Here is a 15508-nt window from a genome sequence, read left to right on the forward strand (position 1 = left end):
GTTTCTAGGACTTAACGCTAACCTACTGCGGAAAAGCCGTCTTTGGCCACTTTCCGCGCTCTTTTTTGTTAAATAGAGCCACTCTTCGCCTCAAAAGAGCTCAAAAACTGCCTCAAAGCGGACTTTCCCTCGCTACGATCGGTCAAGTCCGACAGGCTCCTAGATGGAATCATTCGTGAAAGAGATTATCTTGCTAACCGTTTCCGGCACCGACAAGCCGGGCGTGACCTCCGCAATCAGCGCCATTCTGGCGCAGTACAACATCAACATTCTCGATATCGGCCAGGCGGTGATTCACAACACCCTGTCGCTTGGCATTCTGGTGGAAGTGCCCGGGGCGGCGGAATCCTCCGGCGTACTGCGGGATCTGCTGTTCAAGGCGCATGAGCTGCAAATGACCGTGCGCTTTGAGCCGGTGGACGAAAGCGCCTACGAGTCCTGGGTGGGTGTGCAGGGCAAGTCACGCCATATTATTACCCTGCTGGCGCGGCGTATCACCTCGGCCCATATCGCCAAGGTGACCGAAATAGCCGCACGCCATGATCTGAACATCGACAATATCAGTCGCCTGTCCGGCCGGGTGTCGCTCAATAGCGTGCCTGGCCCGGGGGATCGCACCAAGGCCTGCGTCGAGTTCTCGGTACGTGGTGTACCGGCGGACAATGGCGCACTGCGGGAGGAGTTCCTCAAGGCCGCCAGTGACCTGGACGTGGATATCGCCTTCCAGGAAGACAACATCTACCGCCGCAACCGCCGCCTGGTGGTGTTCGACATGGATTCGACCCTGATCGAAGCCGAGGTGATCGACGAGCTGGCCAAGGAGGCCGGGGTCGGCGATCAGGTGATCGAGATTACCGAAGCGGCGATGCGCGGCGAGCTGGACTTTGACGAGAGCTTCCGCCGTCGCGTGGCACTGCTCAAGGGGCTCGATGCTTCTGTACTGCAGCGCATTGCCGAGAACCTGCCGATGACCGAAGGCGTGGAGGAGCTGGTATCCAACTTGCGGGCACTGGGTTTCAAGACGGCGATTCTGTCCGGCGGCTTCAATTACTTCGGGCGCTACCTGCAGCAGAAGCTGGGGTTTGACTATGTCTATGCCAACGACCTGGATATTGTCGATGGTAAGGTCACGGGCGAAGTGAAGGGCGATATCGTCAACGGCCAGCGCAAGGCGGAACTGCTGCGCGAAATTGCCGCCCGTGAAGGTGTGCGGCTGGAGCAGACCATCGCTGTGGGAGATGGCGCCAACGACCTGCCGATGCTGTCGATTGCCGGGCTCGGCATCGCGTTTCGTGCCAAGCCGCTGGTGCGCCAGAGTGCCAAGCAGGCCATCTCCACCCTGGGGCTGGACGGCATTCTCTACCTGATCGGCTTCCGGGACCGTGATACCCTGGTGCCGGCTGCCGACAGCCAGGGCTGATCGGGATTAAACGACAGAGCCCGCTGCAATGGCGGGCTCTGCTGGTATGTGATTAACGGGCGCGACTACTGCTCGAAGAAGTCGTAATCCATGCGTTCGCGCGGAGGCTGCAGGTAGTAGCCCTGAATCAGGTTGACCCCGGACTTCCACAGTTTGCTCATGACCTTGGTGCCCTCGACCAGCGGCGCAATGGTGATGCGGCGATTGCTGTTGAGCTGCTCGACCATCCGGTTGAAGCTTTTATCCAGCGAGTTGCTGTTGGCCAGGTCCTGCACGTAGGAGCCGTCGATCTTGATGTAGTCGGCGGCGATGGCCTTAGCGACCTCGCGGTAGCTGGTGGAGGTGCCGAAGTGCTTGATGCAGATGCGGCAGTGCAGTTCCTTGATGGCGCGGGTGAATTCGATGGCTGTTGGCAGCTGGGATGAGATATCGGTTTCGCTGAGCTGGAACACGATGCGGTCCGCCGGCAGGCGGAACTCACGCAGTACATCGGACAGCCAGGGCACCAGGTCCTTGTCCTTCAGGGTGCCGCCGGTAATGGTGATAAAGAGCCGGTTGCGGTGGCCCTTCTCCAGTTCCGTGCGCAGCTGCTGCAGGCTTTCGCGAATCACCCAGCGGTCCATGGTGATGCTGAGGTCGGCATGGTCCACGGTGGCCAGAAAGATATTGGGGGATATTTCCCGGTTCTCCGGGTCCAGCAGGCGCAGCAGCACCTCGTAGTGGTTGGCGTCGGTTTCCTGGTGCAGCGCGACCACCGGCTGAAACAGCAGGCGGAAACGCTGATCCTTGACCGCATCGCGCAGCATGCGCACGGTTTTGGAATCGCTGGGCTTGGCCTGGGTTTCCACGGTGTACAGTTTCACGCCATTGCCGCCACTCTGGCGGTTGCGCAGGCTTTCCGATGCCATGCGAGCGCGGGCCACCACTTCGTCGGGCCGGGGAGAGTTGTCGTTGATGGTGGTGACGCCGATGGAGCAGGTGACATGCAGCAGCGTGCTGTTGACGCTGGTGGTGTTGTCGGCGATGGCGCCGCACAGTTTGCGGGCCAGGCGTACCGACTTGTCGGGGCTGGGGTCGCGGAATATCACCACAAAGATGTCATCGCTGGGGCGGGCGATCAGGTGGGCCTGGTTGACGTTCTGACGCAGGATGTCGGCAATGTCCCGTGCCACCTGGTCGCAGCCCTCAAAGCCTATCTCCGAGCGAATGACGCTGTACTGATCGATGCTGATATAGAGCAGGTTACAGTCATAGCCGCCGTTCAGGGCGTTCTGGACGGATTCTTCCAGGCTCTGCTCCAGGAACTGGCGGTTATAAAGGCCGGTGACCAGCTCCTGCTGTGCCGCCTGTTGCAGTTCACGGAACTGGCGATCCGGGCGAATGGTGAGCTGTACGCAGGGTCTGTCGTTGTAGCGTGCTTCCTGCATTTCGAGGTTGGCAACGAAGTTGCTGCCATCGGCGCGCTCGGCCGACAGCTGCATCAGCATGTCCTTGCGCCTGGCGTCCTTGAAGGCGCGCAGCTGTTCGGTCAGCTCTTCGCGGTCTTCGGCGATCATGAGGCGCTCAAACGGCTGGTTGAGCAGCGGGCCTTCATCGCTGTAGCCAAACAGGCGACAGAAGCAGGGGTTGGCATACATGATGCGCTCACCGTCGAGACAGACGATGCCGTTGCTGGAAACATCCATCAGCTGTTGGCAGCGCCGTTCGGCATCGCTGAGCCTCGCCTCGGCCATGCGCAGGTCGCGGCGGTGTTCCAGGCTGCTCAGCTCCTGCTGCAGGCTCAATAGCAGCAACTCGGTATCCTGTTTGCTTACCACCGCGCGCATGCCGTCCTTGAGGCCCTTGGCCATGCGGGCGCAGTCCAGCTCGTCCATCAGCTGTACCACCGGAATATCCTTGTCCAGGCGCAGCAGGTGGTGCAGGACGCGGTTGTTTTTCAGTTCGCCTTCGTTGGGTGAGCAGACGATCAGGTCCCAGGAGCGTTCGCTCAGGGCGCCGAGAAAGTCTTTTTCGTTTTCGATCTGGCGTCCACGCGGGGCGATGCGGGCCGAGCGTAGCAGATTGATGACATGGTCGGTTTCGCTCGAGGCAAGCCCCAGAAAAAGGATGTGTACGTTCTTGCGCAGTCGGCGCGGGTCGCGCGGGCCCTGGGGCTCAGGTTGGGTGTCGGCGGCATTCGACGTGGTTGAGTCAGACATGGGGGCACCAATAGCCATCGATCCGTAGGGGCAAACTGTGCAGCAAGTGTAGCCGCTTTGGTCGGTGCTGTCAGGGAAGTGCTGGGGGGATGAATCTGAAACCAGATGATGTCTGTCTGAGGAGTCCGATGCTTGTCCGGCGGGTAAAACGCAATGGAAATCGATCGGAGTGTATTTCAAAAGAGTGGCTGGGGTAGGAGGATTCGAACCTCCGCATGCTGGAATCAGAATCCAGTGCCTTACCGCTTGGCGATACCCCAATACCGTGCAGAGTGCCCTGAGGCGACTCTTGATGCGCATGTTGCATGCTCATCTGTAAATGGTGGCAATGGCGGGACTCGAACCTGCGACCCACGCATTATGAATGCGTTGCTCTAACCAACTGAGCTACATTGCCACTGTGGCAGGGGTAGGAGGATTCGAACCTCCGCATGACAGGATCAAAACCTGTTGCCTTACCGCTTGGCTATACCCCTACAGCCTCAACTTGATACTCACCCCTGAGGGTGACTCCATTGCTCGACACCGGAGTGTCCTGAATGGTGGCCATGACAGCCGGTACTCTCAATCCATTGAGAATGGTGGCAATGGCGGGATTCGAACCTGCGACCCACGCATTATGAATGCGTTGCTCTAACCAACTGAGCTACATTGCCGTACTTGTTGAGGCGCGAATTATTCTCTGATTCTGCTTAGTTGTCAACAGCTTGGCAGGAAAAATTCGCGATGCCTGTGGCGGCCTCAGACGTTGAAGCGGAAGTGCACCACATCGCCATCCTTGACGATGTATTCCTTGCCTTCCAGGCGCCATTTACCGGCTTCCTTGGCACCCTGTTCGCCGTTGAAGTTGACGAAGTCGTCATAGCCCACCACTTCTGCGCGGATGAAGCCTTTCTCGAAATCGGTGTGAATCACGCCAGCCGCCTGGGGGGCCGTGGCACCGACCTTGACGGTCCAGGCGCGGACTTCCTTCACGCCGGCGGTGAAGTAGGTCTGCAGGCCCAGCAGGCCGTAGCCTGCGCGGATAACGCGGTCCAGGCCCGGTTCTTCCATGCCCAGGTCCTGCAGGAACTCGAGGCGCTCTTCGTCGTCGAGTTCGGCGATTTCGGATTCCAGCTTGTTGCAGATGGCGACCACAACCGCACCTTCGGTGGCGGCCAGCTCGCGCACCTGGTCCAGGTGCGGGTTGTCTTCGAAGCCGTCCTCGGACACGTTGGCGATGTACATGGTCGGCTTGGTGGTCAGCAGGTGCAGGCTGGGCAGCAGCTTGTAATCGTCTTCGCTCAGGTTGGTCATGGAGCGTACCGGCTGGCCTTCGCTCAGGTGCGGCAGCAGTTTCTCCAGCAGCGCCTTGGCGCGCAGGGCGTCCTTGTCACCGCCCTTGGCGTTGCGGGTCACGCGCTGCAGCTGCTTCTCGACGGAATCCTGGTCTGCCAGCGCCAGCTCCATGTTGATGATCTCGATATCATCCAGCGGGTGAATGCGGTTGGCGACATGAATCACGTTGTCGTCTTCAAAGCAGCGCACGACATGGGCGATGGCATCGGTTTCGCGGATGTTGGCCAGGAACTTGTTGCCCAGGCCCTCGCCCTTGGAGGCGCCGGCGACCAGGCCTGCGATATCGACAAATTCCATGGTGGTCGGCAGCACGCGCTGGGGCTTGACGATGTCGGCCAGCTTGTTGAGGCGCGGGTCCGGCATGGGCACCACGCCCGAGTTGGGTTCGATGGTGCAGAACGGAAAGTTCTCGGCATCGATACCGGCCTTGGTCAGTGCATTAAACAGGGTGGACTTGCCTACATTGGGCAGGCCGACGATACCGCATTTGAAACCCATGGTGCTTGTCCTGTCAGTTAACCTTGGAAGCTGTGGAGCCCGTTCATGGCGCGACCCCATTCCCCGGAAGTGGCTTCGGGCAGGTATCGCAGGGCTTCATCGGAGGCGGCGAGGGTTTTGTCCCGCTCGCTGCCGGGAGCCTTCTTGAGTACGAAGGCGGCAACCTGGCTGCTGTGGCCGGGGTGGCCAATACCTAAGCGCAGGCGGTAGAAATTCTTGTCATTACCCAGGCGGGTAATGATGTCACGCAGACCATTGTGACCACCGTGTCCGCCGCCATGCTTGAAACGGGCGACACCGGGGGGCAGGTCGAGCTCATCATGAGCGACCAGAATGGACTGGGTGGGAATCTTGTAGAACGTTGCCAGGGCTGCGACGGCCTGACCGCTCAAATTCATGAAGGTGTGGGGAATCAGCAAGTGGACCGGCTGACCGTTGAGAACGATCTTGCCGTAGCGTCCGTGAAACTTGCGTTCCGGTGCCAGCGTGCAGTTATGCCAGGCAGCAAGCTGCCCGACAAGGTCGGCACCGGCATTGTGGCGGGTCTGATGATAGTTGTCGCCCGGATTCCCGAGGCCAACGATCAGCTGGATCCTGTCATTCATGCCGGCACCTTGTTCGCTAGACTGCTAGCTCTTACTTCGCAGCCTTGGCGCCACGCGGAGCGTAGACGTAACCGATACCCTGGTCGTGGTCACCGCCGCGACGCAGAGCAACGATTTCAACGCCTTCCGGCAGGCTGATGTCGGACAGGTGAAGTACCTTGCCGCCTTCAGCGTTGCTCAGGTCGATCTGCAGGGCTTCCGGCAGCTGGCCGGCGTTGCACAGGATCTCGGCAGTGTTCTTCTCAACGGCGAACTTGGCCGATGCCTTGGCGGCAGCAGACTTTTCGAAGTTGATGAACTGCAGCGGAACCGTGATACGGATGCGGCTTTCGTTGGTGACGCGCTGGAAGTCAGCGTGCAGAACCTGCGGGCGAGCCGGGTGGCGCTGCAGATCCTTGATGATGACTTTCTGCTCTTCGCCATTCAGCTTGATGGTCAGAATGCTGGAGAAGAAAGTCTGATCGTTCAGCTGCTTAACCAGTTCGTTGTTGTTCAGGCTGATCGCGATCGGGTTCTTGTCGTTTTCGCCACCGTACAGGATGCCAGGCACGAGTCCCTGGGTGCGAAGGCGGCGGCTCGCACCTTTGCCCTGATCCGCACGGGATACTGCTTCGATTACAAAGTTAGTCATGTGATTATCCTTCAATATATAAAAGCTGCAGACCTCGCGACCAAGGTTCTGCAGCATCGCTGTTGCCCTTGTGGGCATTAACACCGGCGCCCGTGGCGCCGGTGCGGATCAGGCGTTGTCCGCTTAGCGGAACATCGCGCTGATGGATTCTTCGTTGCAGACGCGGCGTACCGCTTCTGCCAGCATCGGTGCCAGGGTGAGCTGGCGTACCTTCGAGCATTCCTGTGCGGCCTGGGATAGCGGAATGGTGTCCGTCACCACCAGCTCGTCCAGCTCGCTGTTGTTCAGGTTCTGCACCGCAGGGCCTGACAGTACCGGGTGGGTTGCATAGGCGTAAACCTTGGCAGCACCGTTGTCTTTCAGCGCTTTGGCAGCCTTGCACAGGGTGCCGGCGGTATCGCACATGTCGTCGACCAGGATGCAGGTGCGGCCTTCGACATCACCGATGATGTTCATCACCTGGGACTCGTTGGCACGCTCACGGCGCTTGTCGATGATGGCCAGGTCGCAATCCAGCTGCTTGGCGATGGCGCGGGCACGCACCACGCCGCCGACGTCCGGTGACACGACCATGATGTTGTCGTACTGCTGATCTACGATGTCATCCAGCAGCACCGGCGAGCCGTAGACGTTGTCCACAGGGCTGTCGAAGAAGCCCTGGATCTGGTCGGCATGCAGGTCAACGGTCAGTACGCGGTCGATGCCGACAGCGGAGATCATGTCCGCCACGACCCGGGCGCTGATTGCCACGCGGGCAGAGCGGGGGCGGCGATCCTGACGGGCGTAGCCAAAGTAGGGCACTACGGCGGTCACGCGGCTGGCGGATGCGCGACGCAGCGCGTCCGCCAGCACGATGAGTTCCATCAGGTTGTCGTTGGTCGGTGCGCAGGTCGACTGGATGATGAAGACATCCTTGCCGCGGACGTTTTCCTGGATCTCTACGTTCACTTCACCGTCGCTAAAACGGCCGACGACTGCTTTGCCCATCGGAATATCAAGGCGCTCGACCACTTTCTGGGCGAGTTCCGGATTGGCATTGCCGGTGAAGACCATCATTCTAGACACGGCGAGCACCTTCTCGGTTGGTTCGGAGTTGGAATTCGAAGCTGACAGGGAGTATTTCATGAGTAAATGGCTGGGGTAGGAGGATTCGAACCTCCGCATGCTGGAATCAGAATCCAGTGCCTTACCGCTTGGCGATACCCCAGTATCTCTCCTTTGGAGTTGGCCTCCCGAAAGAAGGCGCATATTCTGCTCAAACCGGCCCGTTAGGTCAAGCCCGAAGTGCAGTCAAAGGGAAACGAACAGCAAAAAAGCTGTCGTTGCTCAGGACGCGATCCACTCCTTGATGATCACCGTGATGGTCAGATCTGCGCGTTTCAGGGTTATGCGCTGTGGCAGCACCTGCCCCAGGTCCTTTGAGTAGGCGGAATAATGGATCAACCATCCGCCCTGTTCAAGCGTTTGCAGACGATTTTCGCTGAATGTCGGTGCAAAGGGCAGGCCGGGCGCCGGCAGGCCGCGAATCCAGAACCTCACCTGTTCGACCGGAAAGCTCCAGCCCAGCAGCGATTGCAGCAGCGCTTCGGGGCTGTCCGAGGCGTAGCGGCCTTCGCCGGCGATATCGATGCTCACGCCCTGATCGTTACCCTCGATCAGGGCGCCCCCCTGGCCCAGCGGGCCGCTGATGCTGATGCGATAGTCTGGCGTCTGTTGCTGCCATTGCATGCGGGCGCTCTGGCTGTCATCCGCGGTGCGGATGCCGACCTTGCTGTCCAGCGTCCAGTTCTGCAGCGCCAGCGCCCGCAGCTGGTATTCATCCCAGCTGCCGCTGGGCGGTGCGGGGTCGGCCCGAAAGGTACTGCAGCCGGCCAGCAGGGTCAGCAGCAGCGTCAGCAGGAGTGCGCGCATCAGTTGACTCCCAGTGCCCTGGCCGCTTCACGCAGGTGTTCGTTCTGTGGATCCTCGCCCAGGTGCTGCTCCAGCAGTTCGCGGGCACGGTTCTGGCGACCATCGGCCCAGTAGGCCCGGATCAGGTGGCCGGTGACTTCCGGGTCCGGGAAGTTGTCGTAGGCCCGTTGCAGGTAGTCGATGGCTTCGGCAAAGCGCTGCAGCTTGAACAGCACCCAGCCCATGGAATCCAGCACCGCGGGGTCGTCCGGCTTTTGCTGCAGGGCCTGTTCGATCAGCCGGTAGGCTTCGTCGTAGCGATCAGTGTAAAGGGTCAGGGTGTAGCCCAGGGCGTTCAGTGCACTGGCGTTGTCCGGCTCCATTTCGAGCACCTTGCGCAGATCCTGCTCGATCTGCGGAAAATTGTCCGGGTCGATGAGCATGGCGCGGCTGTACAGCAGGGTGACCTCGTTGCCGAGTTCCGCCAGGCCCTGGTCCAGGATGGCCAGGGCGGCGTCCCGGCTGGCGTGCTGGTTGAGCCATTCGGCCTGCAGGCCATAAAAACGGGGTGCGAGCTCCGGGTAGCGGGCGCGGGCATTTTCCAGAATCAGCTCGATGCGGGCCTGGTCGGCCGGCGTGTCCAGCAGGTTGAGGGTGCGGGCATAGGACTGAAACAGGTTGGAGCCATCGCTGACGCGGCTGTAATGCTCGATCGCTTCCTCGTTGCGTCCCTGCGTCTGGGCGATGTAGCCCAGGTAAAAGTGGGGTTCGCTGTTGTCCGGGGATTGCTCCAGCAGCTGCTCCAGGGCGATGCGGCTCTGGCTCAGCTGATCATTTTCCAGCATCAGCAATGCCAGGTAATAGTGCAGCTGGTTGTCATCGGGGAAATCCCGGATCAGTCTGCGGGCGGCGTCGCTGGCTTGTGACTGCTGCTGGTCCTGGAACAGCAGCTGCACCTGCAGCACCCGTATCTGGCGATTTTCGCTCTGGCTTTTCAGGTAGGGACGCAGCAATTGCAGCGCCTCGCCGGGGCGGTCACTCAGGCGCAGCAGTTCCGCCTTCAGCATCAGGGCATCGAGGTCGTCCGGGTTCTGCCGCAATACCTGGTCGAAGTCAGCCAGCGCCTCGTCGGTTCGGTCGAGCTGCTTGAGCAGCTGGCCGCGGGTCAGCAGCAGGTAGCTGTCGCCCGGCGCCTTTTCCAGCTGACGGTCCAGCATGGCGATATAGCCGTCGAGTTGCCGGGGGCTGATGTTGCCAGCCTGGCCCACGAGCAGCGCCAGCGCCTGGCGACTGTCTTCGGCCAGGGCACGCTCCATCAGCGGCAGGGCGGCCTCGTAGTCGCCTTCGTGCAACAGCAGGCCGGCGGCGAGCTGGTAGGGCTCGGGGTTGTCCGGCTGTGCCTCGATCCAGAGCTCGGCGGCCTGCAGCATGTCGTCCGGACGCTGCAGGTACTGGGCAATACGGGTGGCCCGCTCCGCCACGCCCGGGTCGCGGGTCAGCCTGGCCTGCTGCAGGTAAATCTCCAGCGCGACATCAAACTGGCGCCGCTGGCCGGCAATCTCTGCCTGCAGCAGCTGCAACAGGGACTCACGATTGAACTCGCCCGGCTGGTACTGCACGGGGTCCAGTGCCAGGGGGGCGGTGGTTTCGGTTTTGGCAGGCTGGAAACTGCAGCCCGCGGCAAATAGCGAGCTGATCACAATGCCGAGCAGGGTTTTGTTCATGGGGCTTCAGGTCAGGTCCCTTGGGGTGTTGGGTCACTATAGAGGAAGGTTGGCGTTATTGTCATGCGTCCGTTGGGCGGAGGTTTGAATGGAAAGTTCCGGTGGCCGGATTTTCTTCTTGGCCCGAAGAAGGTGTATTATGACGCGCCTGAATATTACCGCTGAGGTTCTGCACCGTCTCCATGGCTCTATTGGCGTTAGGTATCAACCACAAAACCGCTCCGCTCGAGGTGCGCGAAAAGGTGGCATTCGCGCCGGAGCAGCTGGTTGATGCCCTGGAGCATGCCCGCGCATCCGGCCGGCTCAGGGAAGTCGCCATACTGTCGACCTGCAACCGTACCGAGCTGTATTGCTCCACCGACGCTACCGGTCTGGATGCCTTGCTGCAGTGGCTGGGCGACTATCATCACCTGGCGCCCAGCCTGTTGGCCCAGTGTATCTACGCGCACTGGGACGAGGACGCGGCACGGCACATGATGCGGGTGGCCAGCGGCCTGGACTCCCTGGTGCTGGGCGAGCCGCAAATCCTGGGGCAGCTCAAGTCCGCCTATGCCGTCTCCCAGGAGCAGGGGCTGGCCGGTGCAGAACTCGGCCGGCTGTTCCAGCAGACCTTTGCCGTTGCCAAGCAGGTGCGTACCGATACCGCCATTGGTCAGAATCCGGTGTCGGTGGCCTATGCAGCGGTCAGCCTGGCGCAGCATATTTTCTCTGATCTTGGCAGCAGCCGCGCGCTGCTGATCGGTGCCGGTGAAACCATTGAACTGGTGGCGCGTCACCTGAGCCAGGCCGGTGTGCGCTCCATGATCGTGGCCAACCGTACCCTGGGCCGGGCCCAGGCGCTGGCAGATTCCGTCGGCGGCCGAGCCATCGTGCTGGCTGATATTCCCCGGGTGCTGGCAGAAGCCGATATCGTGATTTCCTCCACCGCCAGCCAGCTGCCCATTTTGGGCAAGGGCGCGGTGGAAGATGCTCTGAAAAAGCGCAAGCACAAGCCGGTGTTCATGGTGGATATCGCCGTACCCCGGGATATCGAGCCCCAGGTGGGGGAACTGGACGACGTGTATCTTTACAGCGTTGATGACCTGAAAGACGTGATTGAGGAAAACCAGCGCTCGCGTGAAACCGCCGCGCTGGAAGCGGAAGAAATCATTGCCCGCGGTGCCCTGACCTTTATGCGCCAGCTGCGCGAGCTGGGTGCCGTTGACACGCTCACGGCGCTGCGCTCAAGAGCCGAGGTCCTGCGGGATGAGGCGCTGGAGCAGGCCATGAAACTGCTGCGCAACGGCAAGCCGGCGGATCAGGTGCTGGCGCTGCTGGCCAGTCGCCTGACCAACAAGCTGCTGCATTCGCCCACGATTCAGCTGCGCAAGGCCAGCGCGGATGGACGCGAAGAGATGCTGCAGCTGGTGCAGGAACTGTATCAGCTGTCCGACAGTGCTGACGCCAAATAACATGAACGCATTCGAGGGTTCCAGGCCAGGCCGGTTCCCCAGGTGCCTTATCTCTGATGCAGCTCGTGCAGGAGCTCTATCAACTGTCCCTACGGTTGACGCTGACTAACATGAAAACCTCTATACGCAACAAGCTGGAAAAGCTCACCGACCGCCACGAGGAAGTGGCAGCCCTGTTGAGCGACCCGGGTACACAGGCCGACCAGAACCGTTACCGCGACCTGTCGCGCGAATATGCCGAGCTTGAGCCCGTGGTGGAAGGCTTCAATGCCTACCTGGGCGCGCTGGACGACCTGGCAGAAGCCGAGCTGATGCTCGATGACAGCGATGCCGAGATGCGCGAAATGGCACGCGAAGAGATCGGTGGCGCCCGCGCGCGCATTGAGGAGCTCGAGGCGCAGCTGCAGATTCTGCTGTTGCCGCGTGACCCGAATGACGGCCGCAATGTCTTTCTCGAGGTTCGCGCCGGCACCGGCGGTGACGAGGCGGCCATCTTTGCCGGGGACCTGTTTCGCATGTACTCGCGCTATGCCGAGCAGCAGGGGCTGCGCATCGAGATCATCAGTGCCAGCGAGGGTGAACACGGCGGCTACAAGGAAATCATTACCCGGGTGGTGGGGCAGGACGTGTACTCGCGCCTCAAGTTCGAATCCGGTGCGCACCGGGTGCAGCGGGTACCGGAGACCGAATCCCAGGGCCGCATTCATACCTCGGCCTGTACCGTGGCCGTGATGCCGGAGCTGGACGAAGTGGCCGAGATTGCCATCAACAAGGCCGACCTGCGGGTGGATACCTTCCGTGCTTCGGGCGCCGGCGGTCAGCACGTCAACAAGACGGACTCTGCCATCCGCATTACCCATATTCCGACCGGTGTGGTAGTGGAATGCCAGGATGAGCGCTCGCAGCACAAGAACCGTGCGCGGGCCATGTCGCTGCTGGCAGCACGGCTGCAGTCGGCCGAGCAGGAGCGCCACGCCGCGGCCCAGGCCAGTACCCGCAAGAGCCTGGTGGGCAGTGGTGACCGCTCCGAGCGCATTCGTACCTACAACTACCCCCAGGGCCGAGTGACGGATCACCGCATTAACCTGACGCTCTACAAGCTAGGCGAAATCATGAACGGCGAACTGAATGCCGTTATCGACCCGCTGCTGGTGGAATACCAGACCGAGCAGCTGGGCGCGCTCTCAGAGGAGTAAGGCCGCATGAGAACAGCGCAATGAGTCTGTGCCGGTGAGCCTGACGATCGCCAGGGCGCTGCAGTGTGCCCCCCAGCTGGTGAACAGCGACAGTGCCCGGCTGGATCTGGAACTGCTGCTGTGCCATCTGCTCGAGTGCGGCCGTACCTACCTGTTCATGCACCCCGAGCGGGTGCTGTCGTCCCCGCAGGCCGCGGCGTTCGAGGCCTTGCTGCAGCGGCGTCTGGCGGGGGAGCCGGTGGCACACCTCACCGGGCGGCGCGGCTTCTGGACGCTGGATCTTGAGGTCAGTGCCGATACGCTGATTCCGCGGCCCGATACCGAAACCCTGGTGGAGCAGGCGCTCGAATTGCTGCCTGATGGCGATTTCCGGGTGGCGGACCTGGGCACCGGCACCGGAGCCATCGCCCTGGCGCTGGCCAGCGAGCGCAGTCAGTGGTCACTGACCGGCTGTGACCGCATTGCGGCCGCGGTGGCGCTGGCGCAGCGCAACGCGGCCCGCCTGGGAATCGGCAATGCCCGCTTTGTCGAGGGCAGCTGGTTCGAGCCGCTGGCGGGCCGCTTTGCGATGGTTGTCAGCAATCCGCCCTATATCGATCCCGCCGACCCTCACCTGGGGCGGGGCGATGTACGCTTTGAACCGGCCTCGGCGCTGGTGGCCGAGGATGCGGGTCTGGCGGATATTCGCCATATCGCCACCGGCGCGCGGTCGGTGCTGGAACCCGGCGGCTGGCTGCTGTTTGAGCACGGATTTGACCAGGGCGCGGCGGTACGTGGCCTGCTGGATGAACTGGGTTACGGCGAAGTTGTCACAGTGCCGGATCTGGGCGGGCGCGATCGCGTCACCCGGGGGCGCTGGAATCTGCAAGGAGTGACTGAATGCTGACAGACGAGCAGTTGTTGCGTTACAGCCGGCAGATCATGCTGCCGGAGGTTGAGATCGGTGGCCAGGAAGCCTGGCTCGGCTCCCGGGTCCTGATTATCGGTCTGGGTGGACTGGGCAGCCCGGTGGCCATGTACCTGGCGGCGGCGGGCGTTGGTGAGCTGGTGCTGGTGGACGACGACGAGGTTGATCTGAGCAACCTGCAGCGCCAGATCGTGCACAGCACGCCGCGGCTGGGTCGGCCCAAGGTTGAGTCGGCACGTGAAACGCTGGCGGCACTTAATCCCGATATTCGAATCGAAACGCTGTGTGAACGGCTGTCGGAACAGCGTCTGGATGAACTGGTGGCCGGTGTTGATCTGGTGTTGGACTGCTGCGACAACTTCGGTACCCGCTTCGCCGTCAACCGGGCCTGCGTCCGGCACCGGCGGCCGCTGGTGTCGGGGGCGGCGATCCGCATGGAAGGACAGGTCGCCGTATTTGACTCCAGGCAGCCGGGTGCGCCCTGCTACCAGTGTCTCTATCGTGACGGTGAGGAAGAAAATCTGACCTGCTCCGAATCCGGCGTGCTGGCACCGTTGGTGGGCATTATCGGTTCGGTACAGGCCATGGAAGCGTTGAAGGTGCTGGCCGCGATCGGTCAGCCACTGGTGGGGCGACTGCAGCTGCTTGATGCCCGCAGCATGGAGTGGCGCACCTTGAAATTGAAGCAGGATCCCTCATGCCCGGTCTGTGGTCAGGTCGGCAAGGAGTAAAGGTTTTGAACGACGACAATATAATTCGAAAGATTCTTGAGAGCAGCAAGACCATCGCCCTGGTGGGCGCGAGCCCCCGGCCGCACCGCGCCAGTCACCAGGTCATGGGGTACCTGATGGCCAAGGGCTACCGCGTTATCCCGGTTAATCCAACCGAAGCCGGCGCCAGCATCCTGGGGCAGTCGGTCAGGGCATCACTGTCGGAAATTGATGAGCCCATCGACATGGTGGATATTTTTCGCAACTCGGTGGATGCCGGTGACGCCGTGGATGCGGCCATCGCGGCGCACGCCAAGTCGATCTGGATGCAGCTGGGCGTGATAAACGAGCCTGCGGCCGAGCGTGCCCAGGCCGCGGGCCTGGATGTGGTGATGGATCGCTGCCCGGCGCTGGAGATTCCGCGGCTGAATCTGTGACCGGTGGATCATCGCCTGATTGTGTGGATTTCAAAGCATCTGTCTGCACAGGGCGATTTTTTTAGAGAATTTTGCCTGGTTGCCCGCAACCGGGTCCGTAAAATGGGCGCTCTATATCAGCCCAACGACAGGATAAACCGATGAGCCTTACCCGTATGGAAACCGGCCAGCGCATGAGCCGGATCGTGATTCACAATGACACTGTTTACCTCTGTGGCCAGGTGGCGGCCGATGCCAATGCCGATATTCGCGAGCAGACGCAGACGATGCTGGACAAGGTCGACACCCTGCTGGCCCAGGCCGGCAGTGATCGCGAGCACCTGCTGTCCGCGACCCTGTATATCCGTGACATGAAGGACTTCGCCGCCATGAATGAAGTCTGGGATGCCTGGGTTCCGGAAGGGCACGCACCGGCCCGCGCCTGCGTTGAAGCCCGCATGGCGCGACCTGAACTGCTGGTTGAAGTGTCCGTGGTTGCGGCACTGAAAAAGTAATCCTCGTTC

General features: G+C 61.4%; 14 protein-coding genes and 5 tRNA genes. 7 read left to right on the forward strand and 12 right to left on the reverse strand.

The window, feature by feature from the left end; translation table 11 throughout:
• The first annotated feature begins 175 nt into the window (after window positions 1–175).
• Window positions 176–1420: a phosphoserine phosphatase SerB gene (gene serB, locus KDW95_RS19880; protein WP_255853509.1), complete on the forward strand. Its 1245-nt coding sequence runs from the start codon at window positions 176–178 to the stop codon at window positions 1418–1420.
• Between the two features lie 65 nt (window positions 1421–1485).
• Here the strand turns inward: serB and KDW95_RS19885 are convergent, their stop codons facing one another.
• The 12 genes from KDW95_RS19885 to KDW95_RS19940 all read right to left on the reverse strand — a co-directional run bounded on the left by KDW95_RS19885 (window position 1486) and on the right by KDW95_RS19940 (window position 10304).
• Window positions 1486–3618, reverse strand: coding sequence for an EAL domain-containing protein (locus KDW95_RS19885; protein WP_255853510.1), 2133 nt, complete (start codon window positions 3616–3618; stop codon window positions 1486–1488).
• Window positions 3619–3803: 185 nt separating this feature from the next.
• A tRNA-Gln gene (locus KDW95_RS19890) sits at window positions 3804–3878 on the reverse strand.
• Window positions 3879–3938: 60 nt separating this feature from the next.
• Window positions 3939–4015 (reverse strand) — tRNA-Met (locus tag KDW95_RS19895).
• 4 nt (window positions 4016–4019) lie between these two features.
• A tRNA-Gln gene (locus KDW95_RS19900) sits at window positions 4020–4094 on the reverse strand.
• Between the two features lie 103 nt (window positions 4095–4197).
• Window positions 4198–4274, reverse strand: a tRNA-Met gene (locus KDW95_RS19905).
• Between the two features lie 85 nt (window positions 4275–4359).
• A complete protein-coding gene (ychF, locus tag KDW95_RS19910) occupies window positions 4360–5454 on the reverse strand; it encodes a redox-regulated ATPase YchF (protein WP_255853511.1) in 1095 nt (364 codons plus the stop codon).
• A gap of 17 nt (window positions 5455–5471) precedes the next feature.
• The gene (gene pth / locus KDW95_RS19915) at window positions 5472–6059 is read right to left on the reverse strand and encodes an aminoacyl-tRNA hydrolase (protein ID WP_255853512.1); all 588 of its coding nucleotides are present in this window, start codon (window positions 6057–6059) and stop codon (window positions 5472–5474) included.
• A gap of 31 nt (window positions 6060–6090) precedes the next feature.
• On the reverse strand, window positions 6091–6690 hold the full coding sequence (locus KDW95_RS19920) for a 50S ribosomal protein L25/general stress protein Ctc (protein WP_255853513.1): 600 nt from the start codon (window positions 6688–6690) through the stop codon (window positions 6091–6093).
• Between the two features lie 123 nt (window positions 6691–6813).
• On the reverse strand, window positions 6814–7755 hold the full coding sequence (locus tag KDW95_RS19925; RefSeq protein ID WP_255853514.1) for a ribose-phosphate pyrophosphokinase: 942 nt from the start codon (window positions 7753–7755) through the stop codon (window positions 6814–6816).
• 67 nt (window positions 7756–7822) lie between these two features.
• Window positions 7823–7897 (reverse strand) — tRNA-Gln (locus KDW95_RS19930).
• 119 nt (window positions 7898–8016) lie between these two features.
• Window positions 8017–8601, reverse strand: coding sequence for a lipoprotein insertase outer membrane protein LolB (lolB, locus tag KDW95_RS19935; protein WP_255853515.1), 585 nt, complete (start codon window positions 8599–8601; stop codon window positions 8017–8019).
• Window positions 8601–10304, reverse strand: coding sequence for a tetratricopeptide repeat protein (locus KDW95_RS19940; protein ID WP_255853516.1), 1704 nt, complete (start codon window positions 10302–10304; stop codon window positions 8601–8603). The genes lolB and KDW95_RS19940 overlap by 1 nt, the downstream gene beginning before the upstream one ends.
• Window positions 10305–10486: 182 nt before the next feature.
• Between KDW95_RS19940 and hemA the strand changes: the two genes are divergently transcribed.
• The 6 genes from hemA to KDW95_RS19970 all read left to right on the forward strand — a co-directional run bounded on the left by hemA (window position 10487) and on the right by KDW95_RS19970 (window position 15499).
• The gene (gene hemA, locus KDW95_RS19945) at window positions 10487–11755 is read left to right on the forward strand and encodes a glutamyl-tRNA reductase (protein WP_255853517.1); all 1269 of its coding nucleotides are present in this window, start codon (window positions 10487–10489) and stop codon (window positions 11753–11755) included.
• A 110-nt stretch (window positions 11756–11865) separates the two neighbouring features.
• Window positions 11866–12951 carry a peptide chain release factor 1 gene (prfA, locus tag KDW95_RS19950; protein ID WP_255853518.1) on the forward strand — a complete coding sequence of 362 codons (1086 nt, stop codon included), beginning with the start codon at window positions 11866–11868 and terminating at the stop codon, window positions 12949–12951.
• Between the two features lie 34 nt (window positions 12952–12985).
• Window positions 12986–13837: a peptide chain release factor N(5)-glutamine methyltransferase gene (prmC, locus tag KDW95_RS19955; RefSeq protein ID WP_304941566.1), complete on the forward strand. Its 852-nt coding sequence runs from the start codon at window positions 12986–12988 to the stop codon at window positions 13835–13837.
• Window positions 13831–14589 carry a HesA/MoeB/ThiF family protein gene (locus KDW95_RS19960; protein ID WP_255853519.1) on the forward strand — a complete coding sequence of 253 codons (759 nt, stop codon included), beginning with the start codon at window positions 13831–13833 and terminating at the stop codon, window positions 14587–14589. The genes prmC and KDW95_RS19960 overlap by 7 nt, the downstream gene beginning before the upstream one ends.
• 5 nt (window positions 14590–14594) lie before the next feature.
• Window positions 14595–15005, forward strand: a complete 411-nt coding sequence (locus tag KDW95_RS19965) for a CoA-binding protein (RefSeq protein ID WP_255853520.1) — start codon at window positions 14595–14597, stop codon at window positions 15003–15005.
• A 140-nt stretch (window positions 15006–15145) separates the two neighbouring features.
• Window positions 15146–15499, forward strand: coding sequence for a RidA family protein (locus KDW95_RS19970; protein ID WP_255853521.1), 354 nt, complete (start codon window positions 15146–15148; stop codon window positions 15497–15499).
• Window positions 15500–15508: the final 9 nt, after the last annotated feature.

Source organism: Marinobacterium rhizophilum (assembly GCF_024397915.1).
GTDB lineage: Bacteria > Pseudomonadota > Gammaproteobacteria > Pseudomonadales > Balneatricaceae > Marinobacterium_A > Marinobacterium_A rhizophilum_A.

What these genes read in the sequence shown, in the direction of transcription:
- KDW95_RS19885 (WP_255853510.1), bottom strand. Translation starts at nt 3,618, where the DNA reads ATGTCTGACTCAACCACGTCGAATGCCGCCGACACCCAACCTGAGCCC.
- ychF (WP_255853511.1), bottom strand. Translation starts at nt 5,454, where the DNA reads ATGGGTTTCAAATGCGGTATCGTCGGCCTGCCCAATGTAGGCAAGTCC.
- pth (WP_255853512.1), bottom strand. Translation starts at nt 6,059, where the DNA reads ATGAATGACAGGATCCAGCTGATCGTTGGCCTCGGGAATCCGGGCGAC.
- KDW95_RS19920 (WP_255853513.1), bottom strand. Translation starts at nt 6,690, where the DNA reads ATGACTAACTTTGTAATCGAAGCAGTATCCCGTGCGGATCAGGGCAAA.
- lolB (WP_255853515.1), bottom strand. Translation starts at nt 8,601, where the DNA reads ATGCGCGCACTCCTGCTGACGCTGCTGCTGACCCTGCTGGCCGGCTGC.
- KDW95_RS19940 (WP_255853516.1), bottom strand. Translation starts at nt 10,304, where the DNA reads ATGAACAAAACCCTGCTCGGCATTGTGATCAGCTCGCTATTTGCCGCG.
- hemA (WP_255853517.1), top strand. Translation starts at nt 10,487, where the DNA reads ATGGCTCTATTGGCGTTAGGTATCAACCACAAAACCGCTCCGCTCGAG.
- prfA (WP_255853518.1), top strand. Translation starts at nt 11,866, where the DNA reads ATGAAAACCTCTATACGCAACAAGCTGGAAAAGCTCACCGACCGCCAC.
- KDW95_RS19960 (WP_255853519.1), top strand. Translation starts at nt 13,831, where the DNA reads ATGCTGACAGACGAGCAGTTGTTGCGTTACAGCCGGCAGATCATGCTG.
- KDW95_RS19970 (WP_255853521.1), top strand. Translation starts at nt 15,146, where the DNA reads ATGAGCCTTACCCGTATGGAAACCGGCCAGCGCATGAGCCGGATCGTG.